Source organism: Bacteroides sp. 4_1_36 (genome assembly GCF_003466325.1).
GTDB lineage: Bacteria > Bacteroidota > Bacteroidia > Bacteroidales > Bacteroidaceae > Bacteroides > Bacteroides uniformis.
On sequence record NZ_QSOX01000034.1, the window covers coordinates 1 to 19,453 of the forward strand.

At 44.6% G+C, this 19,453-nt stretch carries 19 protein-coding genes; 2 read left to right on the forward strand and 17 right to left on the reverse strand.

Features of this window, described 5'->3' with window-relative positions:
- Nucleotides 1-149: 149 nt before the first annotated feature.
- On the reverse strand, nt 150-776 hold the full coding sequence (locus tag DXD65_RS19880; protein ID WP_004309980.1) for a Crp/Fnr family transcriptional regulator: 627 nt from the start codon (nt 774-776) through the stop codon (nt 150-152).
- A 944-nt stretch (nt 777-1,720) separates the two neighbouring features.
- On the opposite strand from DXD65_RS19880, the gene DXD65_RS19905 reads away from it, so the two are divergent.
- On the forward strand, nt 1,721-3,037 hold the full coding sequence (locus DXD65_RS19905; RefSeq protein ID WP_117721666.1) for a DUF4099 domain-containing protein: 1,317 nt from the start codon (nt 1,721-1,723) through the stop codon (nt 3,035-3,037).
- A gap of 25 nt (nt 3,038-3,062) precedes the next feature.
- Nucleotides 3,063-5,150, forward strand: a complete 2,088-nt coding sequence (gene topB, locus DXD65_RS19910) for a type IA DNA topoisomerase (RefSeq protein WP_117887885.1) — start codon at nt 3,063-3,065, stop codon at nt 5,148-5,150.
- Between the two features lie 97 nt (nt 5,151-5,247).
- Here topB and DXD65_RS19915 read toward each other — a convergent pair whose 3' ends face one another.
- The 16 genes from DXD65_RS19915 to DXD65_RS20005 all read right to left on the reverse strand — a co-directional run bounded on the left by DXD65_RS19915 (nt 5,248) and on the right by DXD65_RS20005 (nt 18,955).
- On the reverse strand, nt 5,248-5,766 hold the full coding sequence (locus tag DXD65_RS19915; RefSeq protein ID WP_004326099.1) for a dihydrofolate reductase family protein: 519 nt from the start codon (nt 5,764-5,766) through the stop codon (nt 5,248-5,250).
- Nucleotides 5,767-6,173: 407 nt separating this feature from the next.
- Complete coding sequence (locus tag DXD65_RS19925; protein ID WP_117887886.1) at nt 6,174-8,246, reverse strand: bifunctional DNA primase/helicase; 2,073 nt, start codon at nt 8,244-8,246, stop codon at nt 6,174-6,176.
- Nucleotides 8,209-8,568 (reverse strand): helix-turn-helix domain-containing protein, encoded by a 360-nt coding sequence (locus DXD65_RS19930; RefSeq protein WP_011202389.1) that lies wholly within the window; start codon nt 8,566-8,568, stop codon nt 8,209-8,211. Before DXD65_RS19930 ends, DXD65_RS19925 begins: the two co-directional genes overlap by 38 nt.
- 104 nt (nt 8,569-8,672) lie before the next feature.
- Entirely contained in the window at nt 8,673-9,575 is a 903-nt protein-coding gene (locus tag DXD65_RS19935; RefSeq protein WP_004326095.1) for an RteC domain-containing protein, read from the reverse strand.
- Nucleotides 9,576-9,606: 31 nt separating this feature from the next.
- Nucleotides 9,607-10,449, reverse strand: a complete 843-nt coding sequence (locus DXD65_RS19940; protein ID WP_117721670.1) for a helix-turn-helix domain-containing protein — start codon at nt 10,447-10,449, stop codon at nt 9,607-9,609.
- A 30-nt stretch (nt 10,450-10,479) separates the two neighbouring features.
- Nucleotides 10,480-11,031 (reverse strand): hypothetical protein, encoded by a 552-nt coding sequence (locus tag DXD65_RS19945; RefSeq protein WP_117887887.1) that lies wholly within the window; start codon nt 11,029-11,031, stop codon nt 10,480-10,482.
- Nucleotides 11,032-11,041: 10 nt separating this feature from the next.
- Nucleotides 11,042-11,239 carry a hypothetical protein gene (locus DXD65_RS21365; protein WP_065537818.1) on the reverse strand — a complete coding sequence of 66 codons (198 nt, stop codon included), beginning with the start codon at nt 11,237-11,239 and terminating at the stop codon, nt 11,042-11,044.
- Nucleotides 11,240-11,770: 531 nt separating this feature from the next.
- Nucleotides 11,771-12,349 (reverse strand): hypothetical protein, encoded by a 579-nt coding sequence (locus tag DXD65_RS19960; RefSeq protein WP_065537819.1) that lies wholly within the window; start codon nt 12,347-12,349, stop codon nt 11,771-11,773.
- A gap of 71 nt (nt 12,350-12,420) precedes the next feature.
- Nucleotides 12,421-12,825 (reverse strand): hypothetical protein, encoded by a 405-nt coding sequence (locus DXD65_RS19965; protein ID WP_117887888.1) that lies wholly within the window; start codon nt 12,823-12,825, stop codon nt 12,421-12,423.
- 61 nt (nt 12,826-12,886) lie between these two features.
- Entirely contained in the window at nt 12,887-13,267 is a 381-nt protein-coding gene (locus DXD65_RS19970) for a hypothetical protein (RefSeq protein WP_117887889.1), read from the reverse strand.
- Between the two features lie 673 nt (nt 13,268-13,940).
- Nucleotides 13,941-14,705 (reverse strand): hypothetical protein, encoded by a 765-nt coding sequence (locus tag DXD65_RS19980; protein ID WP_117887891.1) that lies wholly within the window; start codon nt 14,703-14,705, stop codon nt 13,941-13,943.
- Between the two features lie 69 nt (nt 14,706-14,774).
- Entirely contained in the window at nt 14,775-15,305 is a 531-nt protein-coding gene (locus tag DXD65_RS19985; RefSeq protein ID WP_004295476.1) for an SMI1/KNR4 family protein, read from the reverse strand.
- Nucleotides 15,306-15,392: 87 nt separating this feature from the next.
- A complete protein-coding gene (locus DXD65_RS19990) occupies nt 15,393-15,977 on the reverse strand; it encodes a hypothetical protein (protein WP_117887892.1) in 585 nt (194 codons plus the stop codon).
- A gap of 96 nt (nt 15,978-16,073) precedes the next feature.
- The gene (locus DXD65_RS19995; RefSeq protein ID WP_117887893.1) at nt 16,074-17,045 is read right to left on the reverse strand and encodes a hypothetical protein; all 972 of its coding nucleotides are present in this window, start codon (nt 17,043-17,045) and stop codon (nt 16,074-16,076) included.
- A gap of 91 nt (nt 17,046-17,136) precedes the next feature.
- Nucleotides 17,137-18,243 (reverse strand): tyrosine-type recombinase/integrase, encoded by a 1,107-nt coding sequence (locus DXD65_RS20000; RefSeq protein WP_065540254.1) that lies wholly within the window; start codon nt 18,241-18,243, stop codon nt 17,137-17,139.
- Between the two features lie 97 nt (nt 18,244-18,340).
- The gene (locus tag DXD65_RS20005; protein WP_065537820.1) at nt 18,341-18,955 is read right to left on the reverse strand and encodes a TetR/AcrR family transcriptional regulator; all 615 of its coding nucleotides are present in this window, start codon (nt 18,953-18,955) and stop codon (nt 18,341-18,343) included.
- Between the last annotated feature and the right edge of the window lie 498 nt (nt 18,956-19,453).

The window sequence follows — 19,453 nt, forward strand, 5'->3', positions numbered from 1 at the left end:
TTTTTTAATCTCTTGTTTAACTCATTCAATCTTTATTTTGTCTCTTCGTTGAACCAACCAAAGATAAGACAAAGATAAAAAGAAGAATTCTTTGGCAGATTAAGATACTCTTGGAATATTGTTATGAATGTAAATTTCTAAACCTATGTTTATTTTTTGTTGTCAAAACTTTGCTTGCGTCTGATTCGGCTCATGTGTATGGGTGTAATTTTAAGGTAGGATGCTATTTCTTTTAGTGATACCATTTGAAGGATTGCAGGGCATTTTTTTAAAAGTTGGAGGTAACGCTCTTCCGGTGTGAATCTGAATAAATCCAAATAACGTGAATATGATTGGAAAAACATCTGTTCGGCTGCAATACGGGCTATCCGTTGGTTTTCATTATTTTCCTTGAATTTTTGCTGTAAGAATGTAGAAGAACAGATGTAAATCTCGCACGGGATTATCGCCTGTATATTCAATTCTGATTTCATGCCATATAAGCAAGTGGGATAATCGGCTATAAATTCATTTGGAAAGGAAAAACCGACATTATACGGCTTGTTTTCTGTCCGGTTGGTGCAACTGTATTTGACTACGCCTGATAAGATAAACCCGAAGAAAGAACAGGCATCACCTTCATGGAGAATAAACTCATTCTTTTTATAATGTCGTAACTCTCCATGTTTCAGACACAACTCCTTGAAGAAGTCTATGTCTATGTTACTCATATATGAATTGAATTCGGCTATCATTTGTATATAAGAGAAATGTATAAAAAATATCTGAATTTCCATGTTTGGAGTTTAGTCTGTTTTTTGTCTATATATCCAAACCGTACTAAACTTTTTTCTGTTGACTGCAAGATATAAGTACTGGCGAAAAGAGTAAGAATAAAAGGTATTTCTTTTTGACAGTATTACTTTTAATAATTTGAGGAGGAAATAATACTCTAAGTAAAGGCTTATTCTACCGTCCGAGAGCTTATTTTGCTCCAGCTTGGGGTTTTCTTTCGTTTTATTTTCTAACATTGCCATTGTTTAGAGGTTTTATCTCGATTTAGGTGCCGTAACCGGGTAATTACACTAAATAGTTGATTTTCTTTTGTTTTCTGCGGATGCAAAGGTACAAAAGAAAATGATATTTCAAAGTGTACTGAATAACAGAAAATGGCAAAAATAGAGAAAAACAGAAAATATTCAAATGACTGATAATAAGAAAGATGAATTATTTTTATTCTATAATCTCCATGTCTTGTATCGGCATTGGCATTGGGTGGTAAAGAAGCAATAGATAACATCCATATTCTAAAAACTATTCCCTACATAGAAATGTCACTCCAATCTATCGGGGATTTGAAACGAGTGCAATAACAGATTACTAACGAAGCGCGATGACGCTTAAACAGTGTTCCCCGCTAATCCATTAAAGGGTTCACATATGGTTCATACTCGAATGATTTTCTTTTGCAAAATATGCAAATTACTTGAGTTTTAGCTATTTCAAAAAACGACCAAAGGGTTCACAAAGGGTTCATCGAAAGAGAGTGAAATCATTCACTCTCTTTTTTTATGCCCTTTTCAATTCTGCAACCAATGGTTGCGGAATTTCATCCCACCCGGACAAATCGGGACACCGCAGGACAAATTCGGACAGCCCTTGCCGCCCGTCCAAATATAGCATATTTAGTCGCTACCTTTGGGCGGGACTATTCCCGTAACCACTAAAATTCCAATTATTTATGGCAAACAGAATGACCCCGCCCGCAGAGGGGCAGGAAAAAGACGTGCTGCTGGTCTTGGATAAACAGCAGGGCAAGGTGAGTGCCGTTAAGGGTATCAACAAGGAGGGCAATTTGCAGACCGTACCGCCGACACACGGTGGCGAGTTCATGCAGGTGGACAAGAACAGCGATGTGTTCAGCAACTTCATTTCCAACTTCTACCGCAAGTATCAGGACACTTCCGGGCTGGAACTGTTCAGCGTCAAGGCTTCCAAAGCGGAGCAGGACGCAAAGGCAATCGAGGAAAACCACCGCAACCCTACACCGGAGGGCGACAAGCGGGCTGAAATGCTTCGAGTTCCGAAGCCCGACTTCCACGAGTTCAAGCAGGGTTACCGCTTCGACCCGGCAAAAATCGACTGGGAGAACCTGAAAAAAGTCGGCATCACCGCCGACACCCTGAAAAACACGAAGGACTTCGACCGGGTGATGCGTGGCTACAAGTCCCGAAATACCTACACCGTTTCGGGGACGGTGGGCGGCTTCTACCTCAAACCTACCGATGTCAAGCTCTCTTTCTATCAGGCAAAGGACGGCACGGTAATACCCAAGCTGCACGGCGTGCAGCAGGACGAAAAGCTGTTGCAACGCCCGTTCCATGAACACGGGTTCACCAAGCAGGAACAGGGCAACTTGCAAGGCACTGGCAACTTGGGCGGCATCGCTGAAATCAAAGACCCGAAAAGCGGCGAGCAAATCCCCGTGTTCGTCAGCCGGGACAGGTACACGCACGAACTGGAGTATATGCGGGCTGACAAGTGGAAATGCCCCGACACCATTTGCGGCGTGCAAGTCAGCCCGGAGCAGAAAGCCGCCTTTGAAGCCGGGCAAGCGGTGAAAATGGAAAACCTGCAATTCAGGGACGGCACGAAGCGCAGTGCCTATTTGCAGGTCAGTGCGGTGGAGCGTGGCTTGGAGTTCCTGCCCCGTGCCGCCGTCCAGTTCTTGCAGCAGGGACAGCAGCCCGCAGAACAGCAGGTAGCCGGGATAAAGGACGGAAAGGGCGTTGAGTTCAACGGTCATGTGCAGCCCGGCGTACAGGGCAAATCCCCCGACAAGGTGCAGCCGAAAGACGTTACCCCCGCCGCCGAGAGCCGGACGCAGGTAGCGGTCAATTCGGGGGGCAAGACCAACGAAGCCACCAAGCAGGGCAAAGAGCCGCTGAAACAGGGTCAGGACAAGCCCACCGCCAAGCAGAAAGAGAAGCAGGACAAGGCGCAGGACAAGAGCCTGAAAGCGGACAAGCCCAAGAAGTCCAGAGGAATGAAAATGTAGTACCCACCTTAAAAAGTAAAGAATTATGATTGCATTGATAGCAGAGAAGCCCAGCGTGGCAAAGGACATCGCCCGCATCATCGGTGCGACCGGGCGTAATGACGGTTATCTTTCCGGCAACGGGTATATGGTGACATGGGCGTTCGGCCACTTAATCCAGCTTGCCATGCCGGAAGCCTACGGCGTGGCGAACTTCCGCCGGGAGAGCCTGCCCATACTGCCGCCCGATTTCCAGCTAATCCCCCGTCAGGTGAAAGCGGAGAAAGGCTACAAGGCAGACCCCGGCGTGCTGAAACAGTTGAAAGTGATAAAGGAAGTGTTCGACCAGTGCGACCGGATTATTGTCGCCACCGATGCCGGACGTGAGGGTGAGTTAATCTTCCGCTATATCTTCCATTACCTGAATTGTCGGAAACCATTTGTGCGCCTGTGGATAAGTAGCCTTACCGACAAGGCAATCCGTGAGGGGCTGGATAACTTGCAGCCGGGAGAGCGTTACGATAACCTCTACCTCTCTGCCAAGTCCCGCAGCGAAGCGGACTGGCTGATAGGGATAAACGCCACCCAAGCGTTGAGCGTTGCCGCCGGGCAGGGGGTGTTCTCGCTGGGCAGGGTGCAGACACCCACGCTCGTGATGATATGCAGCCGCTATTTGGAGAACAAGAATTTCGTACCCGCCAAGTTTTGGCAACTCAAAGCGGCGACCGCCAGCGGGGGAATAAATTTTACCGCCCAATCAACCGCCAAGTGGGAACAGCAGCCCGAAGCCATAGCCGTCCTGCAACGGGTAAAGGATGCCGGGCAACTTGTGGTTAAATCCGTTGAGAGGAAAGAAGCCTGCCAAGAACCGCCGCTTTTGTACGACCTTACCACGCTGCAAAAGGAAGCGAACACGAAGCTGAACTTCTCGGCTGACAAGACGCTTTCCATAGCGCAAAGCCTGTATGAAAAGAAAGTGATGTCCTACCCAAGAACCGGAAGCCGCTATATTCCGGAGGACGTTTTCGATGAAATGCCGGAACGTGTCGCCCTGCTGGGGCAATACCCCCGCTTTGCCGGGTATGCCGCCGGGCTGGACGGCACACCCCTGAACCGCCGCAGCGTGAATGACGGCAAAGTGACCGACCACCACGCCTTAATCATTACCGAGAACCTGCCCGGCGAACTTTCCAAAGACGAGCGGGCGGTTTACGAGCTGGTAGCCGGGCGTATGCTGGAAGCCTTTTCGGGCAAGTGCGTGAAAGACGTTACCACCGCCTTGCTGTCAGGGGGAGATACCGACTTCACGGTGAAAGGGTCTGTGATGAAAGTAACCGGGTGGCGTGCCGTGTTCGGCGAGCAGGAAACGGGCGGGGATGAAGAAGCCGCCAGCCTGCCGCCACTCCAAGAGGGAGAATATTTGCCACTCTCCGGCGTGGATCTGCTCGAAAAGCAGACCAAGCCGAAACCGCTGCACACGGAAAGCAGCCTGTTGGCGGCAATGGAGAACGCAGGCAGGGAATTGGAAGATGCCGAACTGAAAGCCAGCCTGAAAGATGCCGGGATAGGCACGCCCGCCACCCGTGCGGCGATTATCGAAACGCTGTTCGCCCGCCAGTACATCGTGCGTGAGAAGAAGAACCTTGTGCCTACCGACAAGGGGCTTGCCGTTTACAAGATAGTTAAGGACAAGAAGATTGCCGATGTCGAAATGACGGGCATGTGGGAAACCGCCCTTGCCAAGATAGAAGCGGGAAGCATGGATGCCGACACGTTCCGGAAGGGCATCGAGGTGTACGCAACGCAAATCACCGCAGAACTGCTATCGGTGCAGCTATCTGTTGCTACTGGTGAAACCTGCCCCTGCCCGAAATGCGGCAGCGGGCGCATCCTGTTCTACCCGAAAGTGGCGAAGTGTTCCAACGTGGACTGCACGCTTACCATATTCCGCAACAAGTGCGACAAGCAGCTTTCCGACAAGCAGATTGTCGAGCTGGTGACGAAACGCAAGACCGGGTTAATCAAGGGCTTCAAGGGCAAGAACGGCAAGGCTTTCGATGCTTCGCTGGTACTGGACGAGCAGTTCAATGTCGGTTTTTCATTCCCCGAAAAGAAAGCGAAACCGAAGAAATAGCCTATCTTTGCCGCTGAAATTTCATTGTGATAGGTTTTACAGCTTATAATAATTGAAATTTTAGTGGTTGCGCCCGGAGGGAAACCGGGCGCATTTTTTATATGTTCCCGCCAAACAGGTAGGTCGAACAGACCACCCCGTTATCCAGCACCCTGCTTTCCGAGAGCTTCCACAGCGAGCCGGATGTTTCCCCGACAAAACCGATGCCTTTGCCCGCCATGACCGGGACGGTGTAGATTGTCAGGCTGTCCAGCAGTCCGGCTTTAATCAATGAAGTAAGCAGCTTGCCGCCACCCACCACCAGCATGTCGGTTTCCTGTTTCAGTTCATAGACCCTTTGCAGCGGTTCTTCGGTCAGGAACTCCACCCCGCAGTCCGGCGTCACGTTGGTGTCGTAGTGTGACACCACAAAAGACCGTTTGCTTTTGTGCGGCCACCCGCCCCAGTGTTCAAAGATGTAGTTGTAGGTGTTCGCCCCCATAAGCAGGCAGCTTGCGGCGGCGTGTTCCCTTGCCGCCAGTTCCTTGACCTCACGGGGCATCCAGTCCAGTTCATAGTCCGGCGTGGCGGTATGCCCGTCCAGCGATACGGCGATGTGCGCTTTGATTTGTTCCATATTGTCAGGTATTAAAGTGATATAAATCCCTACTGTCTTGGCACGTTAGCCGCCACCCCAAAAAAGAAAGCGTGGCATGACGCTGTTTCGATGCGAGGTACTGGCATACCCAAATGTGGAAACAGTGCAGCCACGCTATGACAAACGCATAGCATATCCTGCGCTGAATATCCCCACATTTTGAAAAGTGCCAGTTTTCGCATCGGGACGTTCGGCGAACGTATATGTTATATATAAAGGCAATATTCCGGCAACCGCCGTCCAACTGCCGTTACTTTTTTCGTGTAACTTCTGCAAAGTTAAGCAAATACCCTGAAAAATCACGTGCAAACAGAAAAAATCCTGCCGTGTTATCACAACAGGGCAGGACACAAGCACCTAAAAATACACAAGTTCAGCCCATACGCCTACGGGCAGCTTGCGTTCCTTTGAAGATGATATGAACCGATGACAAAACAGCTTTGGTTCGCCGTGTCTTTGGTGATGATGTCCCTTTCCCGCATGAAGCGGATATAGCTCTTTGCGGTGCGCTCCTTGATGTCGAATACCTGCTGCAACTGCTCGCAAAGGTCTATGTAGGTGATGCGTGTCTGCCGCCCGAAGATGTCACGTGCGACATTCACCAGTTCCCTTTCCTTGCGCTTCTCCTTTTCCTCACGTGGTTTCTCGCCCTTGTACACGTGCATCCCGGCTTCCTTGTCCCAAGCAAAGAGCATCAGCGGCACGTCCAGCGGGCTTCCGTCCCTTACTTTCAGGGCTTTTACCACCGACTGGGTAGGTTCTTCGTCTTTCTCTATCGAAAGGATAGTAGCCGCCTTGCGCTGCAACTCGCTGCCCAAATGTCCCCGCAGTTTCAAACCGTTGGGGACGAAGTGCAGCACGCACAGAATACACGTGTTGTAGATACCCGCCAGCCGATAAAGTTCATCTATCACCGCCACGCTTTCCGCTTCATCGTTGGCACTCTTAACAAGGTCGGCGATGCCGTCAATGACGACCAACTGGATGCCGCCGTACTGGTAGTAGAACTTATCCATGCTTTGTACAATGGCGTTCAGGCGTTCTTTGCGTGACATACCGGTAAGACAAAACGCTTTCAGTTCATCGGGTTTGTCCGGCTGTTTGGCACGTGCCAGCAGGTTGCTTACGTTCTTGAACAGTTGCACTTCCGACTGTTCGGTGTCGTAGAGCAAGACCGCCTTGTGCCTGCCGTTGGCGGTTATCTGTATGCCCAGCGTATCTACTTCCGCACCAGCCGGGCAGATGCAGCCCGCCACGATTGCGGCTACGTAATTGCTCTTTCCCGTTCCCTCGCCCCCGGTGATGCCGAACAGGTTGCCTTGCGTTCCTAACGGAACGTCACCCGCCGAAATAATCTCTTGCGCTTTGGCGGGCGGGTTGTTGAAATCTATCTCGCACGATTTAAGCATAATCAATGTATCGCTATACAGGTTGTCTAAAAATTCGATAAACAGTTTCAGGAAATCTTCACGGGTGTTCCCGGCTTTGAAGTAGTCGGATATGTCCTTTTCCTCTTTCGTTCCCGGAAGCGGCAGCAGCAGGCGTTTCACGCCAAATTCTTCCAACAGTTTTTCCTGCTTGCATGAACTTTCCCTGCCCGTCTTGTCCATGTCAAAGAGCAGGACGATGTGTTTGAAGCGGAACGTCAGCCGATAGACCAGCGTGGGCGGTATCGTCACCGTTTCGCTGTTGAAGCAGATAGCGTGAAAACCGTGCGCCGCCAGCGAAAGCACGTCTTTCTCGCCGCCCGTGATGAATAGCGTGTCGCCTTTGGCTGGCAGTTGTTCCAGCCCGAAACAGTAGTTCTCGCCGAAGCTGCCGCCGTAGAGGAAACGGGGCGTGGAGAACGGGCGGTACAGCTTGATGTGCTGTTTGCCCTTGTAGCCGTACATGGGTTCTGCCACCGATGAAGTGTAGGTGTACGGTTTGCCCTCTGCCGTTTCACTGTTGTATTCCCGGAGCGAACAGACCTTGTAACGTTCCAGCAGTTCGGGCGTGATGCCGTACTGTTGCCAGTACACCAGTTCGGCAAGCGGGAACTTCTGTTCCCGGAACTGGTAGGGCTTGACGGGCTTTTCGGGCGTTTCTTCGGGTTTGTCCGGCACTGCCCGGCAGACGGTTGCCGGGGGAACGGAAACCGGAATGCCGGAAGCCAGCCCCAAGCCCAAATCCCGGTCGATGATTTCCAGTATCTCCACGAAGTCAGCCGCCCGGTTGCAGTCCAGCCCCTTTAACTGCCCCACGAGGAAGAAACAGTCGCCGCTGTAACTGTCGTTGCCGAAGTCCTTCATCTTGTAGATACCGCCCCGGCGGTCGAAATAGATGTTGCAGGAAGCCTTGCTGTCCTCGTACAGCGGGTTAAGGAAGTTGCGACCTATGCGCCAGTTGCCGGGCAGGTAGTGTTTGAACACCGCCAGCCCGTTACTTGTTCTTTCTAAGATTTCCTCTTTCCTTAGCATACAACTGGTGGTTGGTTATCAGGTTGTCGATGTTCTCCTTGTTGCTCCTTATCAGGCGTTCTTCCAGCATCCGGCGTATCTCGCTGACCTTGTAGAAGTAGCGTCCCCTGATGTTGGAATAGGCGATAGTTCCCGACACCCGCAGGCGTTGCAGGGTCTTTTCGCTTATTTTCAGGAACGTGCAGACCTCGTAGCTGTCCACCCACATGTCTTCCTCGCTTTGCCTTGCCGTTTCCATGTGGTTGAAGATGTAGTCGGCAATGGCGGTAATCTTGTTGTCCAGTTCCTTGTAGGCTTTGGACTCGAATGTTATTATTTCCATAACGGTAACTGATTGATTTGCCGCAAAGTTCGGGTGTCCTGAAAAATTAAACGCCACAGATGTACCCACCTGTGGCGAAATAAATTTTGTTAAAGCACGGTTGCCTAATCCTGCTCCCTCATGCGCATCAGCAACCTGTCTTTCAGGGTGGAGAGGAAGCCCGTTCGGTCTTTGGTCTTGGCTTTTAGTTCCATGTAGGTGTGGTAGAAGTCGCCGAGGTCGATGTCGAACACGTATTCAAAGTAGGCTACAATCTCCTTAATATCAACCGTCCCCTTGTTCAGACAGCCGCAGGCGTCCAGTGCGTAGATAAGTTCCACCAACGCCCTTTTCGTCCCCGTCCAGCGCAACACCTTTCCCATGAAGCCGTTCTTCACCCGCTTGCGTTGTTCCCGGCGTTCCAGCTCGTGCAGACGGTTGGTGAGGTATATTTCCAGCAGTTCGTTGGCTAAAATCTTGGCTACCTTGAAATCGTGACTGGTGCTGAACTGTGGGTCTGTTTCGTAATAGAAACTGTCCACGATGATTTGTATGTCAGGCTTCCCACGCATGAAATACTGCCTGTCCAAGTAGGTGGCTTTCGTTCGGTGGTACTGGTAGAACGCTAAGTTCCGCTGGAACGACTTTGAAATCCGGTCGGTTTCCGACAGCAGGTAGTCCCTTTGCACTTCCTCGCTGCCGCTGGGGAAGCGCACCTCTATCTTGTAAACGGTGTTGTAATAGATGATTTTGCTCGCTAAAAGCGGTTTCAGTTCCTTGAAGAAGTGTATTTCCTCTTCCGTGCTGGCGAACGGGTAGGAGATTATAAAGTTTTTGAGTTCGCCCAGTATCTCTTGCAGGTAGTCCACGCACAGGCGGCAGAGCGTCAGCGTGTCCGCTGCGGTGTCCTCGTATTCCTGTATCTGCCATTCCACTTTTTGAAGCAGTCCGGCGAAGTATGTTTCCAACGGTATCTTATGTTCCATAACCTTGTGCTTATCTTTTATGAAGCACAAAGTTACGGGCATAAAAAATCTGTTTTATTCTTGATTTTTCACATTACGTTCTTGTAACTGTGCATTTTCTTGTTTCCTGCGCTTTTCTGCGTATCTCGCCCGGTGTGTCCAGCAAGTAAGCCTTGCAGAAGTCGTTCAGGTTCGATGTCGATGCGAACCCGGTGGTGAACGCCACTTCCGTAAGCGTGAGGTTGGTGTTCTTCAGGTAGTGTTCCACGTCCTTTGCACGCTCCTTTATCACCCATTCCTTAGCCGTGTACCCGGTCATTTTCTTTACCTTCCGTCGGAACGAGCCGTATTCCATGCCGCATTTGTCCGCCAGTTGCTCGGCATCATAGACCATGTAGCCTTTCAGACGCACCATTTCGGTGAATGTCTGCCTGCCCAGCTCCGGCAGCATCCGTTCGGCGTGGCGCAGTTCCTTTTCCGTCACCAGCAGGCGGTTGTCCCTTACCGGGTTTCTCCGTAGCAGGTGGAAAGCGTGGCATACCGTGTTGTACACGTTGCAGAGGTACTGCCGTCCCGGTCGCATCCAGTGGAGCGCATCGCAGTAGGCGGTCAGTTCGGGTATCTCGTCCCGCTTGCGGTGCTGTTCCGCCAGTTCGTCCAGTATGGCGTAATGGGTGGTGGACATACCCAGCAGGATAATGATTGCCTTGTAGTCCTTGTATGCCGCCAGTGTCGGCGTTTCCGGCAGGCTTTTGAGCGTGTCGCACACGTGGGCGCACAGCCGCCCGTCCTTGCTGAACGGTTCAAGTTCCAAGTAGTTGTCCATTTTCCGGCTGTTGTGCAGCAGCCATGTTACCTTTTCGTCCAGTTCCTTGCAGGACGCTTCCAACTCCGCTTCGGGAGTGGGAAGCAATAGTGGTGTAATCCGTTGTTCCATATCTGAATAAATTGATTTGTTTCCTGTACGTTACCCGGTAGCCCATAGCCAGACCTTTTGGATTAGCCGCCAAACCACGTGATAAAGGAACATGGCGGCAAGCATAAGAAAACCTGCCCGCAGGAAATATTCTTCAATGCGTTGCCAAACGCTCGTTTTTCGTTCGGGCATCAGTATGTCCGCCACTTCCTCAAAGGTCTTGCAGGCGAAAATCACTTGCCGGAACTCGTCTGCGCTGTTCCAGCATTCTTCCTTGAACCACCGTGTCTTGGGGTATCGTTCCGCTACCAGTTCTTGCAGTTTCCGTAACGGGAACGGTTCGGGGTTGTCCCCGTACTCGTATTCAATGGAAATCACACGTCCCTGCATCCTGATACAATATCCCAACATCCCTTGCCACTTCACTTTGTGCGCCCCCTTTTCAACATATTTCGTCCCGGTTGCATCCACAACAATGTAGTTCTTCCGCTTCTTCAACAACTTGGTATTGGTCGTTGTGTACAGTTCTTCCTTGCGAAACACGTATATCATGTTGCCTTTGGGGGCAAAGCTGAATATCGGGTATTTAAGTCGGGCTTTCATTGTAAATAGTCTATTGTTTTATAAAAGCAAAATAAAGCAGGGTAACACCTACCACAACCCCGAAAAAGATACAACCTGTAATAATGAAAGCCCAATCGGGGTAATGGAAATCAAGTTCTTCATAAGGAATGGCAGTTTTCTTTATACATCTGTTCCATACCCATATCAGAACTTTCCCAAATCTCTTTGCTGTGATAAGGCTACTCATATTGTTAATGGCTTGACAAGAAACTGCGTTCAGGGGTTGTCGTTCTTTGTTAATATTATTGTTGTCCTAATTAGAAAAAATATTTCTTTAAGTAAATAGCATTGTAGTTGAACATGAAAATAATTCCAATTGTCAATAAGATAAAGAAAACATTTTTTCTTTGTGTTTTAAATTCTTTATAAAGCATCCTGTCTTTTCTTGCATTTATTGTATTGTCAAAAAGGAGGTTGTTTATAAGAAATGTAATTAATATGAATATCAAATGGGAAAAGGGATGCGCAATATATCCAATTAATTCAAAGTCGAAGAAATTATTTATAAAGCATCCCAACACTGTAAATAACATATATATAACTAAGGAAAAAAATCCAATGGAATATATTTTGTTATCTTCAGCGTTTTTACTGAAATGGTCATAAATGAAATAAATTGTGTAATACCAATACTTATACCAATTCATCGTTTTTTCTCATTTAATATTAATGGTTCAGCAAGGAACGGCTTGCCGTTATCCTGCGTTGTTAGCTGTATCTATTTTAGAAAATCCAAATCAAAATAATATTGATTGTCATTCTTCGGATTTATGTAAATCGTTGTCATTCCATAGTGTTGCAATAGCATTTCCAATGAAACTTTTTCCTTCAAGATTGCATCACTGCGAAATGTTTTTGTCTTTCCATTGTATTTGGTTGTGTACGTTACGGTGTATATTGTAGTGGACACGATTTGTTCACTATGATAAATGTCAGGGAATAAATAGCCACTGACACCATTCCAAAATTGGATTTCCCATGTATGGAATATCCGAAAGATAGGCTCTTGCATCCTTAATTTCTTGGTATTCCATTTCTGTGTAGTGACTTTACATTGGTTTAAATCAACAAATAATTGTATTCCATACCTTTTTATTTGTTTTGTAGCCTGTTTTACTCTATATTTATAAATAGTATCACCAATAAGTCCGGAATTTAACCAAACAACCAATAAGATAGCTCCTGATATTCCAATAGCATACCATTTTGCAGCAAAGCAAATGCCCACACCGAATACATAAATCCAAATAAAAATAAATCCAAGTATTCTCAATATTTTATTCTCATAGATTTTCATGTCATATAATTACATCTAATGGCTTGACAAGGAGCTGCGTTTAGCAGCTATCTTGGCTCGTTAGTAATAATTCATTCCTCTTTCTGTTCATCCAAACAGTCATTCACCCATTCTCTAAGTCCTTCATCAATATCTTTCTGCGATGTTTCTTCTAAAATCACTATACCTTCTGATTTTTCAGAAGTGTCAAGAGAGTTTAAGAATCTGTTAAGCATCCATATATTATATTCAGTAGGCACTCTACGGATAGAAGCATATAAAAAAGGGGCATAAGTATTATTATCAAATTTTTCCAAATAATGGACTACACGACCGGGATTGCCAAAGTTGAAATGTGGATGCCTTTCAAGCAATCTAAATAAAGGCTCGATTAAAGTATTATCCATTTCTGTTAAAATAGATTCTACCTCTTGCAAATCTTCTTCGGATTGAAGATTCATATTGTTGATTTTAGAAATAATCTCTTTTATATTCATTCTTCGTTTATGTTTATCAAGTTATTACTATTGGCTAAGCGGGGAACGCCGTTAGGCGTTATCACGCTTTGTTAGTCACGTTATTATTCTTGCTTATAAATTCATAACAGTCATCCAAAGCATATCGGGCTAAAGCACTTTCTATCCATTTCTCATAACTATCGGGAAGCTTTTCGCATTCAGGATGTGTAAGCCAATACGTTTCACCATATAGAGCAAGCATTGCCCAATGATAAATGTTTTCGTGAGAAAAGAAAACAACATCATCAGTTGTGTTTATTGGCTGTTGTAGAGGATGAAAGTCTTTAACCAGCTGCTGTGCATTCTCTATGGTAGTATTTCCATATGTAGATATGCACTCTTTTAATAGTTCGCAAAACACTTTGAAATGAAAGATGATTTTAACATCTTCATCCTCTGCCACTATAATGTCATTGTTCATGCTGTTATCATTTATAAGTTATTGCAAGTTGTGACTAATGGCTTGGTGAGGAACAGCATTTAGCTGTTATCTCGACCTTGTTAGCGATTTTTTATCTTTAATATCTCTATATTCGTGTATGTTGTCGTTCATTAGAAAAATGTTCTACCTATCCATATTCCTGTCAGGAACATGATTAGAGGAAGAAAAAGTATTATCCATATCGGGATTATCTTGTTCCACTTGTTGCCCTTGTATTTCAAAAGTATGGCGGCAGTTCTTTTACGGTTATATCGTAAATAGAATGCGACAAAGCACAAGACAGAAACGCACCCGCCGATAAATGCTCCCTGGGAGGGAGTAAAGTTCTTCCTCGTAAAAATCCAATAGTCAGGTAGTACACTGGCAAGGAAGATGCAGAAAAAAAACAATGCAATTAACGAAATCATACAAAGCACACCACAAGCACTGAAACGTGCTGGTTCGTTATATTTTCGATAAAGTATAAACAACCGATAATACAGGTAGTCAAAAAAATAATACCTGTATTTTTCCCCTTCTCGCATCAAATTGTTTCGTGCGAAATGACTTATTGTTTCTTTTCTGTATCTCATCTTTGCTGAATTTTTCGCTAATGGTTTGGTGAGGAACAGCGTTAAGCTGTTATCTCGACCTTGTTAGTTGCTGACTATATTTACTTAATGATTTCAATGTCTTGAATAGGTATATAACCTATAGGAGCATTAAAAATGGAATTTATTTTGCACCAGTCATTTGTTAAATTACTTATGACAACAGGCATTCCAAAATTGACTGCTATACCATCTTCGCCTTTGGTAGTTTTTTCTCCATTAGGCAAAGAATAAATGTAAGAACTGCATAGTATGGCACTATTTCCAACTTGTGGAGTAAAAATCGTCCTTTTAGCATTTGGAGGGCTCTGTAATATTATATTATACTGAGCTTCCATGCATTTCGTAGATAAGAATAGGTATGCTTCAAAACAGTCATTACATTCATTCTCTTCAGGAAAATGCTCTATATGAAAACCCGGAGCGTCAGCATACAACTTTCCGTGAGTTTCATCTCCTCTATTATATACCCCATATATCAATCGCCCATTAGAATCATAATATGCGATACTATGCAATGCACCCCCGTCAGCCCATCGCTTAAATACTTTCCTAATATTGTTATCGCTATCGAAATACATAGTGAACAATATATTGGCATTCTTAATTTGACCATCATCTAAGATTTTGTATGAATGGATTTGATCAAATTCCATATATTCATCCTCTATTACTTTTCCTAAACTATCTAAAGGAACAAGGTATGCAATTCTCAAAGGCATTTTGTTTATTGCATCAATCTCTGTTTGAATAGTTTCCTTATAGTTTTGTGCAAAAGTATAAGGTGAAAGCAAGAATAAAACATAAAGTATAATTACTCTTTTCATATTGCAACTAATGTTCGGCAGATAATCGACCGTTAGGGAGATTCATCCGCTTGTTATGTGCCTTACTTACTATTCCTCATATTTCTCAGCATTTTCAAGCCCTCGTATAAAATCCTCAAAATTTTCTGCTAATGTAGTTATTTTGAAATCTGATTCCTGATCGATATGCACAACTTTTGGTTCTCCGAATGGACCACATTCTCGATAATCCAAGAAAATCATATCATGCCCAGCACTCGGACAGTCACAAATAGCCACACCTATTTCCGGATATCCCCATTCATCAATCATAAACTGACTGCCAATTTCTCCACATAGTGAATAGTCCTTTTCCCTACCTATACCGTAAATGCCAGTTATAGCAATATGGTCTTCAGCCCAATTTGTGGGTGAATCAGTAGGGAAGCATGTATTGAAAGGGATGCCTCCATTATGCTGCTTCATCAGCCATATATAGGAAGCTGGCAACTTGTATCCTAATTCTTTCTCTACATCGGCTATCAATTCATCAGTTGGGGCATCACTGATATACTCCTTGCGGGCATAGTAATTATCATCCCAAAAGTTTGTAAAATCAAAACCTTCAAATTCTTGTTTCATATTCTCATTTTCTTTTTTTGTGGCACATAATGGGATGCAGCTTGCCGCCGTTTAGGCGGAACAGGTGCTTGTTAGGCGATTATTTAATCACGATTTACCAAAGTCATACTTTTTAGGATTATGAATTGAATTAACAAGCAAAGAAGCACTTTGGGCAATATTGCTATTCGTTGACTTTGCTAAATCTTCAAACAAAGAAATATTCTGTTGAATTAAATCTATTGTACTTCTCTGCATGAAATTTCGGTCTATGGATTTGAATGTTTTTATGTAATCGGCATCCATTGTTCCGTCAAAATCTCTATCAAAGAGGTTTGATTTAATTTTCTCATATTTCATCAGATTGCCTTTGGTCGGATTATAATTGGTTGCAATATCGACCTGCATATTATAATTTGCAGCTTCAAAAAGCACATTTATGTTCTGTAATAATATGTCTTGATTCGATTTGTTTTCCATAAGTAAACAGATATAGAATTTAAGTCCCCAAGGGGTAATTCTATATAGTGTGTCCTGACATTCAAGCCTATCAATCACATATTGATAATCCGACATTTCAGCTGTATTGTTGAACATCTTTATAAAGATGCCTTTTAAGCCGATTGAATTGGTTTCATATACTGTGGCAAATCTATTCCACGGAAAATTGCTCATGCACTTTAAGAAATCCATAACATAATATTTTTTTGTTTTACTATTTTGCGCCTAATGGCTTGACAAGGAGCTGCGTTCAGCAGCTATCTTGGCTCGTTAATAATAATTACAATGTTATTCGTATAAAAGATTCACATTTAGCAGAGGAATACTTTCTTTTAAGCACCCCTCGCTTCTATGAATTAGAAATGAAACTAATACTGTTTCAAATTCAGAATCTTCAAGGATATAAGGAGTTAAGTGTGCTATTTTCCCTTTGCCATTCAATGATATTTTAGTCCATTCTTTTTGTGTAAATTCCGGCCACTTCCTTAATTCGTAGCCCGGAATTAAACTCAACTCTCTTATGTCTTCCTTGATGTAAAAGCGACCCTCTTGCTTATACTCTCGCCCCAATAAAGGACGGATAGAATCAACATTTTCAGAACTGTAAATCGGATAAGAATAGGGATGAATACCCCAAGTTATCATGATTATTTCTTGGCTGAACAGTTCATCGATTAGCTCTGTATTGCAAAATTCGTCTATTAAATCCAACTTCCGATTGCCATATTTTCGAGTTATTATTTCTTCCATTTTTGCTAAGTCTACAAGAATGAAGCCGAGATAATCATAAGAATCAAAGTATTTGTCAGATATAGAGTAAACCAAATTTTCATTTAGTTTCATTTCTGAAAAATAGAAGTAAATAGTGATAATTTCAACAGGTATTGGAAGAACATCAATAGCGGGCAAGGTGTGAACAGGCTTGTCCTTAAAAATCTTAACACCTATATTAAATTCTCCTTGTAAGCTAAAATCTATTTTATGTTCAGACAAACTACTATTCGGAGAAAACAATCGTATATCTGACTTGTCATTTATATAGACTTTCCCCAAATAAGTTTGATTTATTAGTTCGCCTAAAATGGAATCACTAAAGGTTAATTGGTTTTCAACCTTTTCAAACACACATCTAACATTATATTGACCTGATATACGATTCATGACATCAGGAATAGTATAACCAATCCGGTCAATACATAGCTGTAAATTGGCAATTAAATCGTTGCCACCTCTAAATGCTATTGTTTTTATTCTTTCCATTTTATGTGAATCTTTTTTACGAACTCAATTATTATTAATGCGTTAATAACCACACCTCATGGTGTAGTTCCTAATCTCTAATAACTGCACCTCACGAATTATCCAGTGTATCAAGAGGATTAGGGATTTTTGCTTTATGGGCACTTGACACATGAAGATAAATGGTTGTGGTCTTGATGTCGTTGTGTCCCAGCAATTCCTGTATCGTGTGCAGGTCTGTTCCCTGTTCCAGCAAGTGTGTGGCAAAGGAGTGGCGCAGCATGTGTACGTGTACACGGTGTTTGATGCCTGCACGATGTGCGGCTTCTTTCAGCACTTTCACCAATGCACTTGCCGAATATTGCTCTCCGGGTGTTTCGCCCTCAAACAACCATTTTTGTGGGCGATATTCCCGGAAGTAGTGCCGTAGTTCTTCCAGCAACTTGGGTGAAAGGAGCGAATAACGGCATTTCTTCCCCTTGCCCATAATGCGAACCGACATTGTTTCACTGTTGATGTCCTGCGGGGTCAGGTTAAGCAATTCGCTTCTTCTAAGTCCGGCAGAGTAAACCAACGAAATCATGCAGTGATGCTTGATGTTGGAAATTTGTGCAAGGATGCGCTTAATTTCATTCTTGCTCAACACTTCGGGCAGGCTCTTGTACTCTTTGGCACGGGTGATACCGCCGTAGTATTGCCGTTTGCCGCCTTTCACCTGTTCGTAATAGAACTTGATAGCATTGATGCGCATATTCTGTTGCGACACCGAGATTTTCTTCTCGTTCACAAGATAGAGTATGTACTTGTTGATGTCCGGCACTTTCAGGCGGTCGATGTTCCGTCCCTTGTGATATTCCATGAAGTCGCTGAAATAGGCACGGTATGTTTTGACGGTCGAGGGGCTGTAACGCTTCTGTTCCAGCAGTTCGAGGTAGCCTTTCGGCAGTGTGTATTCCCTTTTAGGTTTGGGATGCCGCACGTAAACCCGGCTGTAATCAATATAGGCGTGGGGCGAATAGCGGTCGTAGAAATCCGGCAGGCTGAAAGCGGCTGATGCCATGTATGCAGAGCCGTTGCCAGCCATTTCCATACCCGTGTCTTGGGCGAGCAGTTGGGTTACAGCCTGACTGTTCGCATATTCTATCCGTATGTAGTCTGCACCGTCCCTTGTTTCTTTGTGTAGCACGATGCTTCCTCTTTGTTTCTGAACCTTATCCATGTCGCTGAATTTTGCTTCATGCTCCAAAGATAAAACAAAAACGCCACATTTTGAACATACGTTCAAAAATAATAGAAGTTAAAAAAACAAAACTGTATCAGGCTTTAAGCAGCGAATAGATATAGCGAAAGTTTTCTGCCAGTTCGTCCACGTTTAGACCGTTCAGAAATGCTTGTTCGTATGACAGTCCTAAAAACATTTGCCGGAACATGGTAGCCGTTTTCTTCACGTCCGTGTCGTTTCTGATTTCCCCGCTGTTTTTTGCTTTTTGTATGACTTTCTCCCATAGGTCATAGTCTTGTCGGTAGATTTTCTCAATTTTCTGCCTGATGCCCGGATAGTACATACGCACTTGTGACAGGAAATGAAAGTAGTAGAAGTTAGGGCTACAATCATGCGGGCTGCTATTATCGTCAATCAGTTCAACAATCCTTTTCATGGAAGCGGCTACCCCCGCCACGTATTGCCCGATGAACTTCTCCAACGTATCGGCAGGAGCGGCAAACTTGTTTCCCGGTTCGTGCATTTTTAGCACGTATTTGTCTGCCACAGCCATGAATAAATCCAGCTTGTGCGGAAAATAATAAACGATGCCCGTTTTTGTCACTCCGCAGGCTTTGGCAAGCGTGATGATGCTTGCTTTCTCGTAGTTCATCCTGACAAATACTCCGAACGCTTTATCTATTACTTCTTCACGGTTAGTTATTATCATACACGTTTGTTTTTAATCGGTTACGAAGATACGGATTTTGTTTTAACCATTTGTACCCCAGTGCTTTTTTTTAGTGCAAGGTGCAAGTATATATTTATATATATAGCTTGCACCTTGCACTAACCCAAAAATATTTATTATCAGATATTTGCGAGTTTCAAAAGAATGCCGTATCTTTGAACCCGAAAGTTAGGCAGACAAACAGCGGTCAAAGTTGGACAGGCTTAACGGTTGAAAATCGTTACTGTTTCGTTACCTATTTGAAATTTTGAAAGCAAAGTAGCTGAAATATAAGCGGTTAGAGTCATAGGTTCAAAACCCTGTCTCTCCGCTGAACTAACTGGATAATGAATAGGTAAGTCTCATAAATTCAACGATTTGTGGGACTTTTTTTATTCCATTATCTCTGCCCTATCGGATATTATTTAGCCCTTTATAGGGGTCAACGTAACAATCTGAGGTATTTTATATTTAAGCATATAATTTAGCAAGTCTATA